Origin of the sequence: Alcanivorax sp. (assembly GCF_040119285.1) — a bacterium.
GTDB lineage: Bacteria > Pseudomonadota > Gammaproteobacteria > Pseudomonadales > Alcanivoracaceae > Alcanivorax.
This window is the reverse complement of sequence record NZ_JBEDTY010000027.1, coordinates 1-21,660: the sequence shown is the minus strand read 5'-3', so window position 1 is coordinate 21,660 and position 21,660 is coordinate 1. Positions and strand designations below refer to the sequence as shown.

At 56.5% G+C, this 21,660-nt stretch carries 19 protein-coding genes and 1 other RNA gene; 6 read left to right on the top strand and 14 right to left on the bottom strand.

Going from position 1 to position 21,660, the window contains the following annotated elements:
- Positions 1 to 3 precede the first annotated feature (3 nt).
- Positions 4 to 1,911, bottom strand: coding sequence for an ATP-dependent zinc metalloprotease FtsH (gene ftsH / locus ABNH10_RS06830; RefSeq protein WP_349385226.1), 1,908 nt, complete (start codon positions 1,909 to 1,911; stop codon positions 4 to 6).
- A 123-nt stretch (positions 1,912 to 2,034) separates the two neighbouring features.
- Entirely contained in the window at positions 2,035 to 2,661 is a 627-nt protein-coding gene (gene rlmE / locus ABNH10_RS06825; protein WP_349385225.1) for a 23S rRNA (uridine(2552)-2'-O)-methyltransferase RlmE, read from the bottom strand.
- Between the two features lie 119 nt (positions 2,662 to 2,780).
- Here rlmE and ABNH10_RS06820 point away from each other — a divergent pair, with 119 nt between their 5' ends.
- Positions 2,781 to 3,095, top strand: coding sequence for a YhbY family RNA-binding protein (locus ABNH10_RS06820; RefSeq protein WP_349385224.1), 315 nt, complete (start codon positions 2,781 to 2,783; stop codon positions 3,093 to 3,095).
- Between the two features lie 89 nt (positions 3,096 to 3,184).
- Here ABNH10_RS06820 and greA read toward each other — a convergent pair whose 3' ends face one another.
- From greA to hrcA, 8 genes are all read right to left on the bottom strand, one after another.
- Positions 3,185 to 3,661 carry a transcription elongation factor GreA gene (greA, locus tag ABNH10_RS06815; RefSeq protein ID WP_349385223.1) on the bottom strand — a complete coding sequence of 159 codons (477 nt, stop codon included), beginning with the start codon at positions 3,659 to 3,661 and terminating at the stop codon, positions 3,185 to 3,187.
- Positions 3,662 to 3,750: 89 nt separating this feature from the next.
- Positions 3,751 to 6,969, bottom strand: coding sequence for a carbamoyl-phosphate synthase large subunit (gene carB / locus ABNH10_RS06810; protein WP_349385222.1), 3,219 nt, complete (start codon positions 6,967 to 6,969; stop codon positions 3,751 to 3,753).
- A gap of 69 nt (positions 6,970 to 7,038) precedes the next feature.
- Positions 7,039 to 8,163 (bottom strand): glutamine-hydrolyzing carbamoyl-phosphate synthase small subunit, encoded by a 1,125-nt coding sequence (carA, locus tag ABNH10_RS06805; protein ID WP_349385221.1) that lies wholly within the window; start codon positions 8,161 to 8,163, stop codon positions 7,039 to 7,041.
- A 207-nt stretch (positions 8,164 to 8,370) separates the two neighbouring features.
- Positions 8,371 to 9,198 (bottom strand): 4-hydroxy-tetrahydrodipicolinate reductase, encoded by an 828-nt coding sequence (gene dapB, locus ABNH10_RS06800; RefSeq protein ID WP_349385220.1) that lies wholly within the window; start codon positions 9,196 to 9,198, stop codon positions 8,371 to 8,373.
- Positions 9,199 to 9,436: 238 nt separating this feature from the next.
- Positions 9,437 to 10,573 carry a molecular chaperone DnaJ gene (dnaJ, locus tag ABNH10_RS06795; RefSeq protein WP_349385219.1) on the bottom strand — a complete coding sequence of 379 codons (1,137 nt, stop codon included), beginning with the start codon at positions 10,571 to 10,573 and terminating at the stop codon, positions 9,437 to 9,439.
- 101 nt (positions 10,574 to 10,674) lie between these two features.
- Entirely contained in the window at positions 10,675 to 12,600 is a 1,926-nt protein-coding gene (dnaK, locus tag ABNH10_RS06790) for a molecular chaperone DnaK (protein ID WP_349385218.1), read from the bottom strand.
- A gap of 210 nt (positions 12,601 to 12,810) precedes the next feature.
- Entirely contained in the window at positions 12,811 to 13,389 is a 579-nt protein-coding gene (gene grpE / locus ABNH10_RS06785) for a nucleotide exchange factor GrpE (RefSeq protein ID WP_349385217.1), read from the bottom strand.
- A 251-nt stretch (positions 13,390 to 13,640) separates the two neighbouring features.
- Positions 13,641 to 14,690, bottom strand: coding sequence for a heat-inducible transcriptional repressor HrcA (gene hrcA, locus ABNH10_RS06780; protein WP_349385216.1), 1,050 nt, complete (start codon positions 14,688 to 14,690; stop codon positions 13,641 to 13,643).
- 148 nt (positions 14,691 to 14,838) lie between these two features.
- Between hrcA and ABNH10_RS06775 the strand changes: the two genes are divergently transcribed.
- Both ABNH10_RS06775 and recN read left to right on the top strand, forming a co-directional pair.
- Positions 14,839 to 15,366, top strand: coding sequence for an RDD family protein (locus ABNH10_RS06775; RefSeq protein WP_349385215.1), 528 nt, complete (start codon positions 14,839 to 14,841; stop codon positions 15,364 to 15,366).
- 30 nt (positions 15,367 to 15,396) lie between these two features.
- Positions 15,397 to 17,064: a DNA repair protein RecN gene (recN, locus tag ABNH10_RS06770; protein ID WP_349385214.1), complete on the top strand. Its 1,668-nt coding sequence runs from the start codon at positions 15,397 to 15,399 to the stop codon at positions 17,062 to 17,064.
- A gap of 75 nt (positions 17,065 to 17,139) precedes the next feature.
- Here recN and fur read toward each other — a convergent pair whose 3' ends face one another.
- On the bottom strand, positions 17,140 to 17,544 hold the full coding sequence (gene fur, locus ABNH10_RS06765) for a ferric iron uptake transcriptional regulator (protein ID WP_349385213.1): 405 nt from the start codon (positions 17,542 to 17,544) through the stop codon (positions 17,140 to 17,142).
- 186 nt (positions 17,545 to 17,730) lie between these two features.
- Here fur and ABNH10_RS06760 point away from each other — a divergent pair, with 186 nt between their 5' ends.
- Complete coding sequence (locus tag ABNH10_RS06760) at positions 17,731 to 18,153, top strand: outer membrane protein assembly factor BamE (RefSeq protein ID WP_349385212.1); 423 nt, start codon at positions 17,731 to 17,733, stop codon at positions 18,151 to 18,153.
- Positions 18,154 to 18,160: 7 nt separating this feature from the next.
- On the opposite strand, the gene ABNH10_RS06755 is transcribed toward ABNH10_RS06760, so the two are convergent.
- Both ABNH10_RS06755 and ABNH10_RS06750 read right to left on the bottom strand, forming a co-directional pair.
- Complete coding sequence (locus ABNH10_RS06755) at positions 18,161 to 18,469, bottom strand: RnfH family protein (protein ID WP_349385211.1); 309 nt, start codon at positions 18,467 to 18,469, stop codon at positions 18,161 to 18,163.
- Positions 18,466 to 20,046: a sodium-dependent transporter gene (locus ABNH10_RS06750; RefSeq protein WP_349385210.1), complete on the bottom strand. Its 1,581-nt coding sequence runs from the start codon at positions 20,044 to 20,046 to the stop codon at positions 18,466 to 18,468. The genes ABNH10_RS06755 and ABNH10_RS06750 overlap by 4 nt, the downstream gene beginning before the upstream one ends.
- Before the next feature lie 168 nt (positions 20,047 to 20,214).
- Here ABNH10_RS06750 and smpB point away from each other — a divergent pair, with 168 nt between their 5' ends.
- Positions 20,215 to 20,694, top strand: a complete 480-nt coding sequence (gene smpB / locus ABNH10_RS06745; RefSeq protein ID WP_349385209.1) for an SsrA-binding protein SmpB — start codon at positions 20,215 to 20,217, stop codon at positions 20,692 to 20,694.
- Between the two features lie 48 nt (positions 20,695 to 20,742).
- Here the strand turns inward: smpB and ABNH10_RS06740 are convergent, their stop codons facing one another.
- On the bottom strand, positions 20,743 to 21,024 hold the full coding sequence (locus tag ABNH10_RS06740) for a hypothetical protein (RefSeq protein WP_349385208.1): 282 nt from the start codon (positions 21,022 to 21,024) through the stop codon (positions 20,743 to 20,745).
- Between the two features lie 410 nt (positions 21,025 to 21,434).
- Here ABNH10_RS06740 and ssrA point away from each other — a divergent pair.
- Positions 21,435 to 21,660: a transfer-messenger RNA gene (gene ssrA / locus ABNH10_RS06735) on the top strand; the annotation flags it as partial.

The window sequence follows — 21,660 nt, the reverse complement described above, 5'->3', positions numbered from 1 at the left end:
GGATCAGTGCGTGTTGGCAGGCCCACCGATCGGGTCATCACCGGAGGCACTATCACCAGAAGCGGCAGCACCGTTACCCGGCCCCTGATCCCGCCAATCTTTCGGCGGGCGCGGCTTGTGACCGCCCATGATGTCTTCGATCTGGGCCGCGTCGATGGTTTCATACTGCATCAATGCATCCGCCATCAGGTCCAGCTTGTCGCGATTGCTTTCCAGAATATCCTTGGCGCGACCGTAGCAATCATCAATGATGGCACGCACTTCACGGTCGATTTCTTCCGCTGTTTGCTCAGACATATGCTTGCGCTGCCCCACCTGTTTGCCGAGGAACACTTCACCTTCTTCTTCCTCATAAGCCAACGGGCCCATCTTCTCACTCAAGCCCCATTTGGTCACCATGGCGCGAGCCAGCTTGGTAGCGCGCTCGATGTCATTGGAGGCACCGGTGGTCACACCATCAAAGCCCAGCGTCATCTCTTCGGCGATACGACCACCGAACAGCGAGCAGATCGACGACTCCAGACCACGCTTGGACTGGGAGTATTTGTCTTCTTCCGGTAGGTACATGGTCACACCCAGCGCACGGCCGCGTGGAATAATGCTGACCTTGTAAACCGGGTCGTGCTCCGGCACCAAGCGACCCACAATAGCGTGGCCCGCTTCGTGGAAAGCGGTGTTCAGTTTTTCTTTCTCGCTCATCACCATGGAGCGGCGTTCGGCACCCATCAGGATCTTGTCCTTGGCTTTCTCGAACTCTTCCATGGAAACCATGCGCTTGTTAGCACGGGCAGCAAACAGAGCAGCCTCGTTGACCAGATTGGCTAGGTCCGCCCCGGAAAAACCAGGAGTACCGCGAGCGATCAGCGCCGGCTCCACATCGTCAGAGATCGGCACCTGGCGCATATGCACCTTCAATACATGTTCGCGACCGCGAATATCCGGCAACGGCACGGTTACCTGGCGATCGAAGCGGCCTGGGCGCAGCAGCGCCGGGTCCAACACGTCCGGACGGTTGGTAGCGGCGATAACGATGATGCCCTCATTGCCATCAAAGCCATCCATTTCCACCAGCAGCTGGTTCAGTGTCTGCTCACGTTCATCGTGGCCACCACCTACACCGGCGCCACGGGAGCGGCCCACCGCATCGATTTCGTCAATGAAGATAATGCAGGGGGAGTGCTTCTTGGCCTGCTCGAACATGTCCCGGACACGGCTAGCGCCAACACCCACAAACATTTCCACGAAATCAGAACCGGAAATGCTAAAGAAAGGCACCTTGGCTTCGCCTGCAATGGCCTTGGCCAGCAGGGTTTTACCGGTACCGGGGGAACCAACCATCAGGACGCCACGGGGGATCTTGCCACCCAGGCGCTGGAATTTGGCTGGATCACGCAGAAACTCAACCAGCTCCTGCACCTCTTCCTTGGCCTCTTCCACGCCCGCCACATCGGCAAAAGTGGTTTTGATCTGGTCTTCACCCAGCAACTTGGCCTTGGATTTACCGAACGTCATGGGGCCACCGCCGCCACGGCCGCCGCCCTGCATTTGGCGCATGAAGAAGATAAAAATGGCCAAGATCAGCAGGATCGGCAACACAGAGAGGAACAGCTGCGTCAGGAAGCTCTGACGCTGAGGCTCCAGGCCCACCACATTCACATCATTCTGAATCAGTGTGGGCATCAGGTTGGTGTCCAGGGTCGGCGGCTTCACCGTCTTGAACTGGCCACCATCCGTGTAGGTCCCGGTAATCGTGCTTTCGCCAATTTTAGCTTCCTGCACCTTGCCGGCTTCTACCCGCGAAATGAAGGTGGAATAGGGCACATCTGTGGTTGCAGGCTGGGTACTGAGGCTGGATGCCACCACGTACAGGACGCCGGCGATTACCAGCCACAGCACAATATTCTTGGTCATGTCGTTCAAGGGAGACCTCGATTAATCCGGGCGCTCGCGCGCACACTAACGAATTTACACCTTACACCATTTGCCGGGAGCAGCGTAATGCCGGTTCGGACATCAAAACAGCGTATTTGCAGCTTATTTCAGCCCAAAACCCAGCTGATACACCTCAGTGGAGCGAGCACGACTGGCCGCCGGCTTACGGCTGACCACGCGCTTGAAGCGGCTTTGTAACGCCTTGCGATACTCTTCAAACCCCTCACCCTGGAATACCTTGACCAGAAACTGGCCATCAGGTTCCAGCACCCGCTCAGCCATATCCAGCGCCAACTCTGCCAGATACATGGCCCGCGGCTGATCTACCGCGCTATTACCACTCATATTGGGGGCCATGTCGGACATTACAAGGTCTGCCCGCCGATCTCCCAACGACGCGAGGATTTGCTCGTATATCTCATCTTCACGAAAATCCCCTTCAATGAAGGTCACGTCCGGCAAGGCATCCATGGCCAGAATGTCACTGGCAATCACCGTACCTTTGCCGCCAATCAACTGCCCCGCCACCTGGCTCCAACCGCCGGGGGCCGCCCCCAAATCCAGCACGGTCATGCCTGGGCGGAACAGGCGGTCTTTTTCGTGCATCTCCAGCAGCTTGAAACTGGCCCGGGAGCGATATCCCTGCTCTTGAGCCTTGGCCACCCATGGGTCATTAAAATGCTCTTTGAGCCAGGCTTTGCTGGTCTTGGAACGGCTGGACTTCGCCATGAAGCACTCTCTCCTGAATTCTCTCTACCCTCACCCACACAGCCCGCACACACGATGGCTGCTTTTCCGTCGGCTAATCCGTAGAATACGCGCACAGCAACCCTTTCTGGAGCCACACCGTGCCGCTATCTACCCAGGACATCAAACGGTTACGCCGTATTGGTCATCACCTGAAACCCGTTCTGATCTTTGGCGACAAGGGACTCAGCGACAACTTCGTGGAAGAGCTCAACCTGCGCCTGGAAGATCACGAGCTGATCAAGGTGAAGGTCAACGCAGAAACCCGCGACGACCGCGCCGCCATTGTGCAAGCCCTTACCGAGAAAGGCAGCGCCGAGCTAATCCAGCGCATCGGCAACATCGCCCTGCTCTACCGCCCGGCCCAACAGCCCAGCGCGAAACTGTCGAATATTTTGCGGTACCAGAATGCCTGATGCCCGGCGCTGAACGCTAAAAGAAAAGGCGGCGTGTTTCCACGCCGCCTTTTCTTTTTGTCTGGCGTCATGCATCCAGCATCAGATGTTCAGATATGCTCTACCTGATCGACTTCATACTCACGGGTGCCACCTGGAGTATCGATCTGCACCACATCCCCTTCTTCACGACCAATCAGGCCACGGGCAATCGGTGAGTTCACGCTCAGCTTGCCTTCCTTGATATTGGCTTCGTCGTCACCAACAATCTGGTAGACCTTGGTTTCGTCCGTATCCACATCAATGATGGTCACGGTGACACCAAAAATCACTTTGCCGTTATTTTCGATATCCTGAATATCAATAATCTGTGCATTGGAGAGCTTGCCTTCAATGTCAGCGATACGTCCCTCACAAAAACCCTGCTGTTCACGGGCCGCGTGATATTCCGCATTCTCTTTCAGGTCACCGTGTTCGCGGGCCTCTGCAATGGCAGCAGAGATACGCGGGCGATCTTCTTTTTTCAGTTTTTCCAGTTCATCGCGCAGGGCTTTGGCGCCCTTGGCGGTCATCGGTACGCGTTGCATAATTATCCTCGTGTCTTTTAACAGGCGTTGAATCCACCCTGCTAACGGAACCGCCCGGAGCACTCGCTCCGAGCGCTCCCGACGACGATTTATTTCATTTCTGCGTGCAGATCCTGCAAGCGACGAACAGTGGGCTCACCACTAATGCCCAGCGCCTGACATACCGCATGGGCAGCGGCGATGGTGGTGGTGTAGAACACCTTGTGCTGCAATGCCGAACGACGAATCGCGAAAGAATCACGGGTCGCTTGCTTGCCTTCAGTGGTATTCACGATCAGGGCAATCTGATCATTCTTTATCATGTCCACGATATGCGGACGCCCTTCCAGCACCTTGTTCACAACCTGCACTTCAAGGCCCGCATCGCCCAGCACCTTGGCCGTGCCCTTGGTAGCAACCAGGCTGAAGCCACGCTCGATCAACATGCGCGCCACGTCAACAGAGGCTGGCTTATCCACTTCGCGCACGGAAATGAAGGCAGTCCCTGTTTCCGGCAGCTTTTCTCCGGCGCCCAGGGACGCCTTGCCAAAGGCTTCCGCAAAGGTCGCACCGACACCCATCACTTCACCGGTAGATTTCATTTCCGGTCCCAGAATCGGATCGACTTTCGGGAACTTGGCGAACGGGAACACCGCCTCTTTCACGAAATAGTGCTGCGGTTTGACCTCTTCTGTGAAACCTTGTTCCTTGAGGCTGGTGCCTGCCATGCAGCGAGCAGCCACCTTCGCCAGGGACACACCGATGCACTTGGACACATACGGTACCGTCCGTGAGGCACGCGGATTCACTTCCAGCACATACACGTCGCCGCTCTTCACCGCGAACTGCACGTTCATCAAACCCACCACGCCCAGCTCCAGCGCCATATCGGCAGCCTGCTGACGCATCACGTCCTGGACATCGTCGTCCAGCGAATACGGAGGCAGAGAGCATGCGGAGTCACCGGAGTGAACACCTGCCTGCTCAATGTGCTGCATGATGCCACCGATAACCACATCGGTTCCGTCACACACCGCATCCACATCCACCTCAATGGCGTCGTCCAGGAAGCGATCCAGCAATACCGGGGAGTCATTGGAAACCGACACCGCGTTCATCATGTAGTTACGCAGTTCTGCTTCACCGTAAACGATTTCCATGGCACGGCCACCCAGCACATAGGAAGGACGGACCACCAACGGATAACCGATTTCTTCTGCCAGGCGCACACCGTCTTCCATGGAACGGGCGGTGCGGTTAGGCGGCTGCTTCAGGCCAAGCTTATTAACCATCTGCTGGAAACGTTCACGGTCTTCCGCTTCATCGATGGCATCCGGCGGCGTACCAATAATCGGCACACCGGCCGCCTGCAGGGCACGAGCCAGCTTCAGCGGTGTTTGACCGCCGTATTGAACAATCACGCCCTTGGGCTTTTCTTTTGCCACGATAGCCAGCACGTCTTCCAACGTAATCGGCTCGAAGTAGAGACGATCGGAGGTATCGTAATCGGTAGACACGGTCTCAGGGTTACAGTTGACCATGATGGCCTCGTAACCGTCCTCCTTCATGGCAAACGCCGCATGCACACAGCAGTAATCGAACTCGATACCCTGACCAATCCGGTTAGGACCGCCACCAATGACCATGATCTTGTCACGGTCGGAAGGGTTAGCCTCGCACTCTTCGTCGTAACTTGAGTACATGTAGGCGGTATCGGTGGCGAATTCTGCTGCACAGGTATCGACCCGCTTGTAAATTGGCAACACATTCAGTTCTTCGCGCTTGCCCCGCACATCCGCTTCTTTTACACCCAGCAACTGAGCCAGACGCGCATCGGAGAAACCTTTGCGCTTAAGCGCATAGAGACTATCGCGGTTCAAGCCACTGAAAGTGCTGTCGGCCAACTGCTGCTCGGCACGGATCAAGTCTTCAATCTGCACCAAGTACCAGCGGTCGATTTTGGTGATATTGAACACATCATCCACGGTCATGCCGACCCGGAAGGCATCGCCAACGATCCAGATACGCTCAGGGCCCGGCGTAGCAAGTAACTGCGCCACCTGCTCACGGGCGTCCGGCGCTGCCGGATCCACATGCGGGTCAAAGCCGATGGATTCCGTTTCCAGACCACGCAACGCTTTCTGCACAGATTCCTGGAAGTTACGGCCAATGGCCATCACTTCACCAACAGATTTCATCTGGGTGGTCAGCACGGCGTCAGCTTCAGCGAACTTCTCGAAGTTGAAGCGCGGAATCTTGGTTACCACATAATCGATGGACGGCTCGAACGAGGCCGGGGTTTTGCCGCCGGTAATTTCGTTCTGCAGTTCATCCAGGGTGTAACCCACCGCCAGCTTTGCCGCCACCTTGGCGATCGGAAAACCGGTGGCTTTGGAGGCCAACGCCGAAGAGCGACTGACCCGCGGGTTCATTTCAATCACCACCATGCGCCCGTTGTCCGGATTAATGCCGAACTGAACGTTGGAGCCACCCGTCTCTACACCGATTTCACGCAGCACTGCCAAGGAGGCATCACGCATGATCTGCAGTTCTTTATCGGTGAGCGTCTGGGCCGGCGCCACAGTAATAGAGTCACCGGTGTGCACCCCCATGGGGTCAAAGTTTTCGATAGAACAAACGATGATGCAGTTATCCTTTTTATCGCGGACAACTTCCATCTCATATTCTTTCCAACCCAGTAAAGACTCGTCGATCAACAACTCATTGGTGGGCGACAGGTCCAAGCCACGCTGGCAGATTTCTTCAAACTCTTCACGGTTATAGGCGACGCCCCCACCGGACCCCCCCATGGTAAAACTGGGCCGGATGATGCAGGGGAAGCCCAGCGACTCAAGAGCGGCGCTGGCTTCCTCCATGTTGTGGGCAATGGCAGAGCGTGGGCACTCCAAGCCGATGGCTTTCATCGCCTTGTCAAAACGGGAGCGATCTTCCGCTTTGTCGATGGCATCTTCGGTGGCACCGATCATTTCCACGCCAAATTCTTTGAGCACCCCGTTATGGTCCAGCTCCAGAGCACAGTTCAGCGCAGTCTGACCGCCCATGGTCGGCAGCAGCGCATCCGGGCGCTCCTTCTCGATGATCTTGGCCACGGTCTGCCAGGTAATCGGCTCAATATAGGTCGCATCCGCCATGGCCGGGTCGGTCATGATGGTCGCCGGGTTGGAGTTAACCAGAATCACCCGGTAACCCTCTTCGCGCAGCGCTTTACAGGCCTGGGCACCGGAATAGTCAAACTCACAGGCCTGGCCGATCACAATCGGGCCAGCACCAATAATGAGGATGCTTTTTAAATCACTTCTTTTTGGCATAGTCACTAACCGTCAAACGTTAATTTCAATTGCCAGCGCGCCCGACGTCGAGCGTCGGACGTCGGACGCTTATTTCGCTTCCATCAGCTCGATGAAATGATCGAACAATGGCGCACAGTCGCGCGGCCCTGGGCTCGCTTCCGGGTGCCCCTGAAAACTGAAGGCGGGCACATCAGTGCGCTCAATGCCTTGTAAGGTACCGTCGAACAGCGACACATGGGTCACCTTCAGGTTGGCTGGCAGGGTATCTATATCCACCGCAAAACCATGGTTCTGGCTGGTAATCATCACCGTGTCATCGGCCAGGGTTTTTACCGGGTGGTTAGCCCCATGATGGCCGGTAGCCATTTTCATGGATTTGGCCCCACTGGCCAGTGCCAACAACTGATGCCCCAAGCAAATACCGAACACCGGCAAGCCCGTACCAACAATCTCCTGGATCGCGGCAATGGCGTAATCGCAAGGTTCCGGGTCACCGGGTCCGTTGGACAGGAAGACACCATCCGGCTTCATGGCCAGCACGTCGGACGCAGGCGTTTGCGCCGGCACCACGGTAAGCTTGCAGCCGCGCTCGGCCAGCATGCGCAGGATGTTGCGCTTAACGCCGTAGTCGTAGGCCACCACATGGAAGCGGGTCTCACCCTGTTCGGTGTGCCCCTGCTCCAGGTCCCAGGTGGACTCGGTCCAGCTGTAAGGCTCGGCGACACTCACTTCCTTGGCCAGATCCATGCCTTTCAGGCCGGGGAACCCCTTGGCCGCAGCCAGCGCCTGCGTTTCGTCCACACTGCCGCCGGCCAGAATGCAGCCATTCTGGGCGCCTTTGTCACGCAAAATGCGCGTTAGGCGGCGCGTGTCGATATCGGCGATGGCAACGATGTTGCGATCACGCAGGTAGTCCGAAAGAGATTGCTCACTACGCCAGTTGCTCACTGTCATGGCCAGATCACGAATCACCAGGCCCGAGGCCCAGATTCGAGAGGACTCTTCATCCTCGGCAGTGACGCCAGTGTTACCAATATGCGGATAGGTAAGGGTTACAATCTGCTTGGCATAGGAAGGATCCGTCAGGATCTCCTGATAGCCAGTCATGGCGGTGTTAAACACCACCTCACCCACGGTTTCACCCGTGGCACCGATTGCAACACCCCGAAAGATGCTTCCGTCTTCAAGAGCGAGAATGGCGGGAACCGTCAACGCAACCTCCAGGCTGATAGGGAATAGGGAGATCTGCGGCGGGTGCGCTCGCAAAAAAGCGAGATGGATTCCTCCACCTCGCTTTTTCTAAATTCTTCATTCGGCGCCCCGCACGCCCATCACGGGCTGCGCGCTATTTTAGGGCTTTGTGGCCCCGCTGTCACGCAGCAATCCCGTTGATAGACCAGTGGCAGGCTTGGCAGGCGGCTAGGCCTTGCCCCAACCGGCGCTTTCACCGGCCAGACCAAGCACATCCTGCATGTCAAACAGCCCCTTGTCCTGGCTGCCCAACCACGCAGCCGCACGCACAGCACCGCGACCGAACGACATACGACTGGAGGCCTTGTGGGTAATTTCCACCCGCTCACCCTCTGCGGCAAACATCACTGTGTGGTCGCCGACAATATCGCCGGCCCGAATCGTCTCGAAACCAATAGTATGGCGCTCGCGCTCGCCGGTGCGGCCTTCGCGACCGTACACCGCACACTCGTTCAGATCGCGCCCCAAGGTTTGAGCCACCACTTCACCCATGCGCAACGCCGTACCGGACGGCGCATCTATTTTATGCCGATGGTGGGCCTCAATCACTTCGATATCCACCTCATCGCCCATAATCTGCGCCGCCGTTTCCAGCAATTTGAAGCACAAGTTCACCCCAATGGAGTAATTGGGTGCAAAACAGATAGCGATATCATCGCTGGCGGCACGCACGGCCGCTTTCTGCTCATCATCCAAACCGGTAGTGCCGATCACCAACCGGGTGCCCGCCTCGCGACACACCTGAAGATTCTTCACCGTGGCTTCCGGCACAGTGAAGTCGATAAACACATCTGCCTCATTTACCACCTTGGCCAGATCATCCGCCAGCAACACTCCACTGACTCCTTGCCCCACCAGCTCACCGGCATCGGCACCGATCAGACTGGAACCGGGGACATCCACCGCCGCCGCCAGCGTGGTATCCGGGTTGGCCAGCGTCGCCTCAATCAGAATACGCCCCATGCGACCCGCCGCACCGATAATACCTACTTTCATGGTGTCTCCTTGGTTAAAAGCCGGATGTCGAACACCAGAAGCCTCGCGCGCCTCTCAACCCAAACGGGAAAAACGAAGCGACGAGAGCCTGGCATCAAGCTCCTTATTCTAGCAGAAAGGGCGATAGGGTCATCCGAACACCTGCCTGGCAGCGATGAACAAAACCGCCAGCACACGGGCAAAGCCCACAAAAAAGCCCGACGCGGCAATCGCGTCGGGCTTTTTATTACGCCAGCACTTACTTGGTATCGAAAAAACGCTTAACGCCTTCGAACCAGCTACTCTTGCGCGGGTTGTGACGGTTGCCGCCGCTCTCCAGAGATTCCTGGAATTGGCGCAACAACTCTTTCTGCTCGCCAGACAACTTCACCGGCGTTTCAATCACCACCTTGCACAGCAAATCACCCGGGGCGCCACCACGTACCGGCGCCACACCCTTGCCGCGTAAACGGAACAGCTTGCCGCTCTGGGTTTCCGCCGGCACTTTCAGCTTAACCTTGCCATTCAAGGTGGGCACATCCAGCTCACCACCGAGAGAGGCATCAACAAAGCTAATCGGCACTTCACAATACAAATTGTCGCCGTCACGCTGGAAGATATCGTGCTCTCGCACGGCCACCTGAACGTACAAGTCACCGGACGGTGCACCATGCATGCCCGCCTCGCCTTCACCAGCAAGACGGATGCGATCACCTGTATCCACGCCAGCAGGGATCTTCACCGACAGGGTCTTGGTGTTCTGCACACGGCCTTGTCCGCCGCAGTTACCGCAAGGGTCTTTAATGATCTTGCCTTCACCCTTACAGGTGGGGCACGCCTGCTGCACGGTGAAGAAGCCCTGCTGCATACGTACCTGTCCGACGCCACCACAAGTGGTGCACGTTACGGGCTGGCTACCTTCTTTCGCGCCACTGCCATGGCAGACCTCACAACTATCCCACGTGGGGATGCGAATTTTTTCATCGCAACCGCGCACAGCCTGCTCCAGGCTCAGCTCCAGCGTATAACGCAGATCTGCGCCCCGGGCCGGGCCGCGGCGGCCACCGCCACCCCCAGCACCGCCGAAGATATCGCCGAAGATGTCACCGAAGATGTCACCAAAACCGCCGCCGCCGAAACCACCACCAGCACCTGCACCACCACCCTGGCCATTAACGCCGGCATGGCCGAACTGGTCGTAGGCCGCGCGTTTCTGCTCATCGGCGAGGACTTCGTAGGCTTCTTTCGCTTCCTTGAATTTGGCCAGCGCCTCCTTATCATCCGGGTTACGGTCCGGATGGTATTTCATCGCCAGCCGGCGATAAGCCTTTTTTAGGTCTTGGGCACTGGCATCTTTCGCCGCGCCCAACACTTCATAATAATCACGTTTGGACATAGATAAGCCTTTGGCTTAGCCAGACGCCCGACGCCGGAGGCCGGACACAGAAGCCAAAGAGCATCCGCGTCCAACGTCCGGCGTCAGGCTTCAGGCGTTACTTACTTCTTCTTGTCGTCGTCGACTTCTTCAAACTCTGCGTCGACTACGTCATCACCCGCTTGCGATTGCTCACCTTCCGCTCCGGCAGCGCCTTCGGCCTGCTGAGCTTGCTCGGCGTACATTTTCTCGGCCAGCGGCGCGGACACTTCAGACAGCGCCTTGATTTTGGCTTCGATGTCGTCCTTGTCGCTGCCTTTGGCGGCTTCTTCCAGCTCGTCCACGGCTTTGGTGATGGCTTCTTTCTCTTCATCGGTGGCCTTGTCGCCCGCTTCTTCAAGCGTTTTGCGGGTAGCATGCACCAAGTGATCCGCCTGGTTGCGAGTCTGCACCAGCTCTTCGAATTTTTTATCTTCGTCCGCGTGAGCTTCGGCGTCCTGCACCATTTGATCGATTTCTTCATCAGACAGACCAGAAGAAGCCTTGATCTGAATGGTTTGCTCTTTACCGGTAGCCTTATCTTTCGCACCCACGTGCAAAATACCGTTGGCATCAATGTCGAAGGTCACTTCGATCTGCGGCATACCGCGCGGCGCCGGCGGGATATCTTCAAGATTGAACTGGCCCAACGACTTGTTCTGGCTCGCTTGCTTACGCTCACCCTGCAACACGTGCACTGTCACGGCCGTCTGGTTGTCATCCGCCGTGGAGAACACCTGCGACGCATTGGTCGGGATAGTGGTGTTTTTCTCGATCAGCGGAGTCATCACGCCGCCCATGGTTTCAATACCCAAGGTCAGCGGAGTCACGTCCAGCAACAGCACGTCGGTTACGTCACCGCTCAGTACCGCACCCTGAATCGCAGCACCCATGGCAACGGCTTCGTCCGGGTTAACGTCTTTGCGCGGCTCTTTGCCGAAGAACTCAGTAACGCTCTTCTGCACCATTGGCATACGGGTTTGACCACCCACCAGAATCACATCAGTGATATCGGCCGTTTTCACCCCAGCATCCGTCAATGCGGTTTTGCACGGCTCGAGTGAACGGGTCACCAGATCACCCACCAAAGACTCCAGCTTGGCGCGCGTCACTTTCACCACCAAGTGCTTGGGGCCAGTGCTATCGGCAGTAATGTACGGCAGATTAACTTCCGTCTGTTCGGCAGAGGACAGCTCAATTTTGGCTTTCTCAGCCGCCTCTTTCAGACGCTGCATGGCCAGCGGGTCGCCGCCCAAATCGATTCCGGAATCCACCTTGAACTGGTCAGCCAAAAAGTTGATCAATGCCAAGTCGAAATCTTCACCACCCAAGAAGGTGTCACCATTAGTGGCCAACACTTCAAACTGGTGTTCGCCATCCACTTCGGCGATTTCAATAATTGAGATATCGAAAGTACCACCACCCAAGTCATACACGGCGATGGTGCGATCACCACCTTTCTTGTCTAGGCCATAAGCTAGAGCAGCCGCGGTGGGCTCGTTAATAATACGCTTCACATCCAGGCCAGCGATACGACCGGCATCTTTGGTGGCCTGGCGCTGGGAATCGTTGAAGTATGCCGGCACGGTGATAACGGCCTCGGTAACAGCCTCACCCAAGTAGTCTTCCGCGGTCTTCTTCATTTTCTTCAGCACTTGCGCAGAAATCTGCGGCGGCGCCATTTTCTCGCCCTTCACTTCGACCCAGGCGTCACCGTTGTCGGCCTTGGTGATCTTGTAGGGCACCATCTTGATGTCCTTCTGAACCACCTTATCGTCAAAACGACGGCCGATCAGACGCTTCACCGCGTACAGAGTGTTTTCCGGGTTAGTCACCGCCTGACGCTTGGCAGATTGGCCAACCAAAGTCTCTTTGTCGTCGGTGTAGGCGATGATAGACGGCGTAGTGCGAGCGCCCTCTGCGTTTTCGATAACCTTAGTTTTGTCACCTTCCAGCACGGCCACACAGCTGTTGGTCGTACCCAGGTCGATACCAATAATTTTACCCATAATCGTTCTCTCTCCTTCACACCAGCCGGGACCCTTTCGGCGCCCCAGGCAGTTGAATTACTAACTCGTCTGGCTTCTATATGGCGGTCGTTGCTGTCATTTCAAGGGAACTTGTTGATTTTGAATGCTTCACTTTTACAACGACGTTGACACCCCAAACCGGGAGCCAGACCCGCTTTTGTATCTAGCTTCACGCATCAAGCCGGACCATCATGGGGCCTTGCTAACCACCACCCGTGCCGGGCGAATCAGCCGGCCATTCAGCTGGTAGCCTTTCTCTAGCACCTCAATCACGCTATTGGGGTCCATATTCGGCACCGGCACCATGGTCATGGCTTCATGCAATTCGGGGTTAAACGGTTCGTCTGCCGGATTAATCTGTTCGATGTTATAACGGGCAAACGCATCCAACAGAGACTTCAGCGTTAACTCGATACCTTCACGGGCGCCTTTTAGTGCATCGTCGTCGGCATCCAACGCCGCCAGGCCACGCTCCAAGTTGTCCGCCACACTCAACAGATCACCAGCAAACTTCTCCAAGGCAAACTTGCGGGCATGCTGCACGTCACGCTCGGCGCGCTTACGCACATTCTGCACTTCTGCCTGGGCACGGACATCCGCCTCAGCCAACGCCTTCTTAACCTTGGCCAGCTCCGCCTCTACGTCAGCCAGTTTCTCTTCAGCGGTGGGCTCAACCGCCTCGGCCTCTGCAGCGGCCGCAGCCTGCTGTTCTTCAACTGTCTCTACCTGTGGTTCGGCATTTTTCTGGTCTTTTTCCTGCTCACTCATTGGTCACTCCACGCCCCTATCCGGGCTTTTATCAGGAAAGCGGGCAAAGATATGGGAACTATCAGGCAGGATTCAAGGGGGCAAGATGGCAAGCCTCAAGCTTCAAGCGGCAACAGGGGCCAGGCGGCCGCCATTCGCCACAGGTTATACCCCGCCATTTGACCAAGGAAACGCGCCGCGCCGCCATTAATTGCAGCGGGAAAGGCCGCAACACAGGGCACGCCGACCGGCGTTGCAGCTTGTGGGGTATTTTAAAGCTGGGTAAGCGCCGCCGAAAGAATCTTGGCGGTGATATCCACAGTGGGGATAACCTTTTCATAATCCATGCGGGTGGGGCCCACCACTGCCAACACCCCCATCGGGCCATCATCCGCCGTGTAAGGAGCGGAAATCAGCGAATAATCCTCAAACGGCTGAAAGCCTGATTCTCGGCCGATAAAGATCTGCACCCCATCAGCTTTCATGGAGCGCTCCAGCAGATGCAAAATGTCACGCTTATGATTAAAGGCATCAAACAAGTTACGCAGCTGCCCCAAATTTTCCGCCTCAGCAGTCTGGATGAGGTTCGATTCCCCGGATACCACATAATCTGAATCGGCGCGCTCGGTACGCAGCGCCTTGTCTGCCACCGCCACAGCAGTCTGCATCAGCGCATCCATCTGCAGGCGGTCCGTATTCATGGTATCGAGCAAACCATCGCAAATGCTGTTCAAGTCACAGCCAGCATAGGTAAGATTGATGTAGTTAGCCGCCTGGCGCAATTCCACGCCATCGTAATCCCGGTCGGTATGAATGATCCGGTTCTGCACTTCGGAGCGGTTGACCACCAGCACCACCAGCACCCGCTTGCCCGACAACGGCAGAAACTCCACCTGGCGCAGGGTAGACACCTCGCGGCGGGGCACCGCCACCAGTCCTGCCATGCGAGTTAACTCCGCCAGGGTTTTCGATGCCTGGGCGATCAACTCCCGGGAAGACTGCTCCGGCGCCAGCAACTGACGCAGCTCTTTTTTCAAATACCGGTGATCCGGGCGCTCCATCACGCTGGTCGCCAATAGCGAATCCACGTACAGCCGGTAACCCAGCTCTGTAGGAATTCGCCCCGCCGAAGTGTGCGGGCTACTCAACACCCCCAATTCTTCAAGCTCCGACATGATATTGCGCACCGTGGCCGGGCTCACCGTCAAGCCGCTACCGCTGGCCAGCGTTTTCGAGCCCACCGGCTGGCCATCACGGATATGCCGCTCCACCAGTGTCATCAGCAGGCGTTGCTTGCGTTCGTTGAGATCCAGCTTTGTCATAGGTGTATATGTACCAGAAAATCGCCACTCTATTATATAGAGAACCGTAGCCGGATTTCATTGAGCAGGGGCTTACACTCCCAGCGCGAATCCCCTACCATTAACCAGCACTGACCATAAGAACAGTCATAATCACAAGGATGTCATCATGACCGACGAAACCCCAAACAATCCTTACCAAGCCCCGGACAGCATAGCCCAGAAGCCCGCCAACGCCGATGCCCCTGAGCTGGCCAGCCGGCTGTATCGCTTTCTCGGCGCCATCATTGATGGCCTAGTGCAAATGATCATTATCGGCCCGATCATCTATTTCACCGGAATCTGGGGCGCCATGATGCAAAGCAACAGCAATATCAGCCTGTCCACCAGCGTCGGCCTGTTTGTCGCCGGGGAGCTGATCTTCCTGGCCTTGCAAGGCTGGCTACTGTTTAACCGCCAGCAAACCATTGGCAAAGCCCTTCTCAACATGCGCATCGTCGGCATGGAACAGGACAGCGTTCCCGCCGGCAAACTCTATGGGCTGCGTTATTTTGTTTTCCACGTGCTCGCCCAGCTGCCCGGCATCAACCTGATTATGCTTATCGACCCGTTATTGATTTTCCGGTCAGATCGACGCTGCCTGCACGATCACCTCGCCGGCACCCAAGTGATTCAAACCCAGCAAACGACCACTTAATCACGATTTCGCCTGTCGCGGAGGAATACCATGCTGACCCACCTAAGCGTTCGTCACTTTGCCACCGTTGAGCAGTTGGAGCTAGAACCCGAAAGCGGGCTCACCACCATCAGCGGCGAAACCGGGGCAGGCAAATCCGTCATTATCGACGCCCTGGGGCTCACCTTGGGAGACAGGGCCGACTCATCGGTTGTTCGCCACGGGCACGACCGCGCCGAAGTGCTAGCCACCTTCGACCTGAGCAACAACGCTGCCGCGCAGCAATGGCTGGCCGAACGTGAGCTGGATGATGAAGAACAATGCCTGCTACGCCGTACCGTGCGTGCCGACGGCCGCTCCCGAGCCTATGTGAACGGCACACCCACCCCGCTGGCAGAGGTACGAGAGCTGGGTGAACGCCTGATCAGCATTCACAGCCAGCACGAGCATCAAGCACTACTAAAAAAGGAGGCCCACCGGCAGTTGCTGGACAATTTTGCTCATGCTCGCGAGCTGGCCAACAGCGTGCGCGAGCACTGGCGCCATTGGCAAAAAGCCCGCCGTGCCCACGACGACGCCCTGAACCAGGCCCGTGAGCAGAATGAGAAAGAAGAACTGTTACGCTTCCAGCTGGAAGAATTGGACGCCCTCGCCCTGCAGGACGGCGAGCTGGAGCAACTGGAACAGGAGCAACAACGGCTAGGGAACGCAGAAAGCTTGATCCGGGTTTGCCAACAGTCCCTTAACGCACTCTATGAAGACGAGGAAGGCACCTGTAACGACCACCTCAGCCAAGTTAGCCACTGGCTGGACGAGGCGCGCAATAATGACGACGGCCTGGGCAGCATTGCCGACACCGTGGAATCCGCCCGCCTGCAAGTGGAAGCCGCCGCCGACGACCTGCGCCATTACTTGGAAAAACTGGATCTGGACCCGGCACGCCTTAGCCAGGTGGAAGAACGCCTGAGCCAAAGCTACACCCTCGCCCGCAAGCACCGCATTCGCCCGGAAGAGCTGGTAGAACATCATCGCAGCCTGCTGGCCGAATCCGATGCCCTGGGCAATGTGGATGCCCACCTGCACGCTCTTGCGGAACAGGAAACGACCGCCCAGCAGCACTACATGGACAGCGCCCGCAAACTGACCAAGGCTCGCCGCAGCGCCGCCAAAACGCTCAGCCAGCAAGTGCAAAAGCAACTCACGGCTCTGGGCATGAAAGCCGCGCAGCTGGATGCCTGCCTGAGTGAATGTTCACCGAGCCTGGAGGGCCTGGAAGAAGTGGAATTCTTGTTTACCGCTAACCCAGGACAGCCACTTAAGCCACTGGGCAAAGTCGCTTCCGGTGGCGAATTATCGCGGGTAAGCCTGGCCATTCAGGTGATCTGTGCGCGCAACCTGACTGTACCCAGCCTGGTGTTCGATGAAGTGGACGTGGGCGTTGGCGGCGGCGTAGCCGAGATTGTGGGCCGATTACTGCGCGAACTGGGGCAGCATGCCCAAGTGTTATGCATTACCCACCAGCCACAGGTGGCCAGCCAAGGGCATCAACACTGGCAGGTGCACAAAATTCAGAATGACGAGACCACCCACACCCGCATTGAGGGGATGGACGAAGCAGCAAGAGTGGAAGAACTGGCGCGGATGCTGGGCGGGGTAGAAATCACCGAATCTACCCGCAATCATGCCAAAGAGATGCTAAACAAAGCGCAGGCAGCATAAAGAGGCCTGCATAGCGCACGCTACAGGCCTCACGCCTCGGCCTTCCTGGCGTGCAGCATGAAGCGTGGTGCGCTATTACTGCTTCTTGGGTCTAACGTACAGCACCAGAGAATGATCCACAATTTCGTAACCGTGCGCCTCAGCAATAGCGTGTTGGCGTGTTTCGATCACGTCATCCATGAACTCAACCACGTCACCGGTTTCCATGCACACCATATGGTCGTGGTGGTCTTCGTCGGCCAGCTCAAACACGGCAGAGCCGCCTTCAAAGTTGTGGCGCAGCACCATGCCGGCCTGCTCGAACTGCGTCAGCACGCGGTATACGGTCGCCAAACCCACGTCTTCGCCGGAGTCCATCAATGATTTGTAGATATCTTCCGCGCTCAGGTGGCGCTCTTCGGACTTCTCCAGCTGCTGCAGGATTTTCACCCGCGGCAGGGTCACTTTAAGGCCCGCTTTTCTGAGATCCTGATTATCCAATGCGTATGCTCCATCTGCCAATCAATGGCGGTTTTGAAAAAGGCGGGTAATCTGTACCACCGGGGCTCCAAGGCGAACTCATCGCTCCGGAGGCTGTCCATTAAAAGGACCATACCGCCAGACCGGAGTTTGTCATAGGTTCCCAAGTCTGTATTATCGCCCGAACACTTAGCGAAGTCGAAAATCATGCCCCGCATTCTAATCTCACTGACACTGATATCTCTGCTAGCGACTGCCGGCTGCAGCACACTGCGCTTTCCCGGCGTCTACCGAATTGATATTCCGCAAGGCAACTTCGTCACCGAAGACATGCTCAGCGAATTACAGCCTGGCATGTCACCGGAGCAAGTGCGCTACGTTCTCGGCGCCCCCACTTTGGTGGACCCGTTCACGCCAGACCTCTGGCTCTACCCCATGACTTACCGGCCCGGCAAAGGTGATGACGTGAGCCAGAACATCGCCGTTTACTTTAAGAACGGTGCGTATAGCCGCTATGAGGGCAAGGTCATCGACGACTTTAAGGCCAAGACCTCCGGTCGCAACGACATTGAGTTGCAACGCAAAGCCGCAGATCGCAAGGAAGACGCCAAAGAGACTTCACCCTTGTGAAGGCCTTTCATACCTTGCCCGCTGACGCTTTTTCCTTCGCCCGCTTCTTGCGGTTGAGCTTCGGATCGGCAGTCAACGGGCGATAAATTTCCACCCGCTCACCGGCTTTCAAAACGTGGCCGGCCGGGTTTGCCACCACCTTGCCAAACACCCCCATGGGCGCCTTGTCCAACTCCAGATCGGCAAACTGTTCAGCGATACCCGACAATCGAGCGGCATCCAGCATAGATGTCCCCTCTGGCACATCCAAACCGATCAAGCGTTGCTTCTGCGGCAACGCATAGGCCACTTCCACGTGAATCATCTGCTCGCTCACTGCCTGGATGCCCCCACCGCTGGCGCAGAGGGCACCTCCTCCATATTGCTGGCTTCAACCGGTTCAGCTATGGAATCAGGTATATTCACCTCGGCAGCATCCTGAGTATCGGATATCGGTTCAGCGCCCTCCAACTTGTCAGCTGCCGGTGGCTCGGGTGCAGACACCCCCTCATCCACAGGCACCACCGCACTCCAAATTGAATACACAAACAAGGCCACCACGGCCGCAGGGGAGAAAATTCGTACCAGCGCACGCCATACCAGATACAACTTGAAGTTCTTGATGCCCAGCTCCTTGCGCGCCTGAGTTTCCTTCATCACCCAGCCGGCAAAGATAGCGATTAACAAGCCACCCAGTGGCAACATCACCGTAGTGGACAAAAATTCCATGTTGTCGAAGAAGGTGCCTGCCAGGAAGGTATTATCCTCCCACACATTGAACGACAGCACCGAGCCAACCCCTAATAGCCAAGCGCCCAAACCCACCAGTATGGCGGCCTTCACTCGAGTCAGGCCTTTTTCCACCAACCAGGCTACCACTGGCTCACCCAAGCTAATGGACGAGCTCCACGCCGCGCACACTACCAACAGGAAGAATAAAGAGCCAAACAACACGCCACCGGGAATATTACCGAACGCCAGAGGCAGAGTGACAAACATCATCCCCGGCCCCTGGCCCACTTCCAACCCGCCAGAGAACAGCAACGGGAACATGGCCATGCCAGCACCCAGTGCCACCAGAGTATCCAGCACGGCAACAATAGCCACAGTAGAAAGAATTGATACCGGTTTATTTTTGCCGGTTTTCGGGTCGGTCACCTCGCGGGGCATATAGGCCCCATAGGCCATGATCGCCCCCATGCCGAGGCTCAGCGTAAAGAACGCCTGCCCAACCGCCACCAGCACCGCTTTGCCAGTGAGCTTGGAGAAATCAAACGCAAACAGGAAACTCATGGCCTCGCTAAAGCCGGGGGTTGTCGTCGCGTAACCCACCAGCACCAGCAGCAGCACGAACAACAGCGGCATCAACACTTGTACGGCTTTTTCCAGCCCACCTTTCACCCCACGAGCAACCACCATCATGGTGAGCAGCATGAACAACGAGTGGAAACCCAGCATCAACCAAGGGTTGGCCAGCATGGTGTCAAAATGCGCCTCGGACTGAGTGGCCGTTATGCCTTCAAACGCCCCTCGGGCCGCCTCCCACGTGTAATATAATGCCCAGCTGGCCACCGCAGAATAAAACGACAGAATCAGGAATGCCGACAGCGCCCCCAGTATCCCGATGCCCGCCCAACGCTGGGTGACTTTGCTCTCACTGGCAAGCTTGCGCATGGTGTTGATCGGGCTCACCCCCCCTTTGCGCCCCAGCATGACTTCTGCGGCCATAATGGGGATCCCCACCACTGCAATACACAACAGATAGAGCAGCACAAAAGCACCGCCACCGTTTTCCCCGGTGATATATGGAAAGCGCCAGATATTGCCCAGCCCCACTGCCGACCCCGTTGCCGCCAAAATAAACACCCAACGGCTGCCCCACACTCCATGGACCGACTTGTTTTCTTGCTTCATAACACCATTACTCTTATTCGCGTGGCGGTATTGTCTTTTTTTTGGCAGGGCGGCTCAAGTGACAGCCAGCAACATCGCAAACATTGGCCACGGTCACTTGCCCGGGACCGGCCCCCGACAGACAAACCGCTATCAGCCAGCCACCCCTTGCTCTATAATCGCCGCCCTATGGGAAAAGCCAACAAAAAAGCCAAAGCACCGTCGGCCACCATTGCGCAAAACCGCAAGGCACGGCATGAATATCACCTAGAAGAGCACTTCGAAGCCGGCCTGGTATTGGAAGGTTGGGAGGTGAAATCACTGCGTGCCGGCAAAGGCAATCTTACAGAAGCCTATGTCTTGCTAAAAAACGGCGAAGCCTTTCTGTTCGGTGCCCGCTTCGAACCACTCAACACCACCAGCACCCACGTCACCCCTGACCCGACACGCACACGTAAGCTGTTGCTCCACCGTCGTGAGCTGGGGCGCGTATTTGGTGGCGTACAGAAAGACGGCTTCACCTGCGTACCGGTGAGCCTGTATTGGAAAAAAGGGTTCGCCAAATGCGACATCGCATTGGCCAAGGGCAAACAGAAATTCGACAAGCGCGCCACAGAGAAAGAGCGCGACTGGAACCGTCAGAAACAGCGCGTACTGCGGCAGAGATAACGCGAAGGCGCTACCTCTGCTCGCTGGGCACTGTCTAAAACTGGGTTATTACGCTGTGTGATGGGTATCCACATCCTGCGCACGGCTATCGCCACGTAACTGCCAGTAAAATTGCAACCAAGCACGCAGTACTGCAGGCATAAAGTAAACAGCGAACAGGATCACCGGAATACGCATCTCCGGAGTCGCCATATACACCAAATAAATGCCCGCTGCATACGCAGCCAGTGCAAACACTAATTGCAACGCTCTGTAGAGCAGCGGCTGAGCCTTCAAAGGCGACAGTGCCTTTTCGGAAACTTGCCCTGCTGACCGAAAGATCGTGTTCATCATCCTTCTCCTTCAATGAACGACAACGCTTTGATCAGCGGCCTTCTTGAAATCTCAATCTCAAGGCTCGCTGTAAAGCCATTGTGTGGTACACAATTTTTGAGCCAGATGCTTAGGGCGCTTATGGCTACCAGTTCATCTTTTGCTCAACCTCACCACTGAACACTGTCTTGTTCCTTGGTGACACCGTTATAGTGCGCCTTAATTATGTCAGAACAAGGTCACAAGGTAGGATTGTCGGACAAAAAGAGGGTAGATAGGTAACACTTTTCTCCACTACCCAACAAAACGCCCTCCTTTTATGTCGCTAACGACCAAATAGCCTCCAACTCCGCTGCCGTCTATCGTAATCTCATCCACACATTGAAATCGACTTCCTCGCCCCCATCCCTTAGAATGAACCCATCACAGGGGCCGACCTGGATTCGACGTCGGTACTGAATTCTGTGGTGCATGCCGAGAAGGTCACGAGTCTCGTAAATCATTTGTGGCACATTAAAGCAATCGCAAACGACGATTCTTACGCACTAGCAGCTTAAACCCTGCTTATCGCCAATCGACCCTGCCTGTGGGGAAGAGCGGCGAGCATCGCAACACAGGCTCGCAGCAAAGTCCGCCCCGGATGGCGCTGTTAAA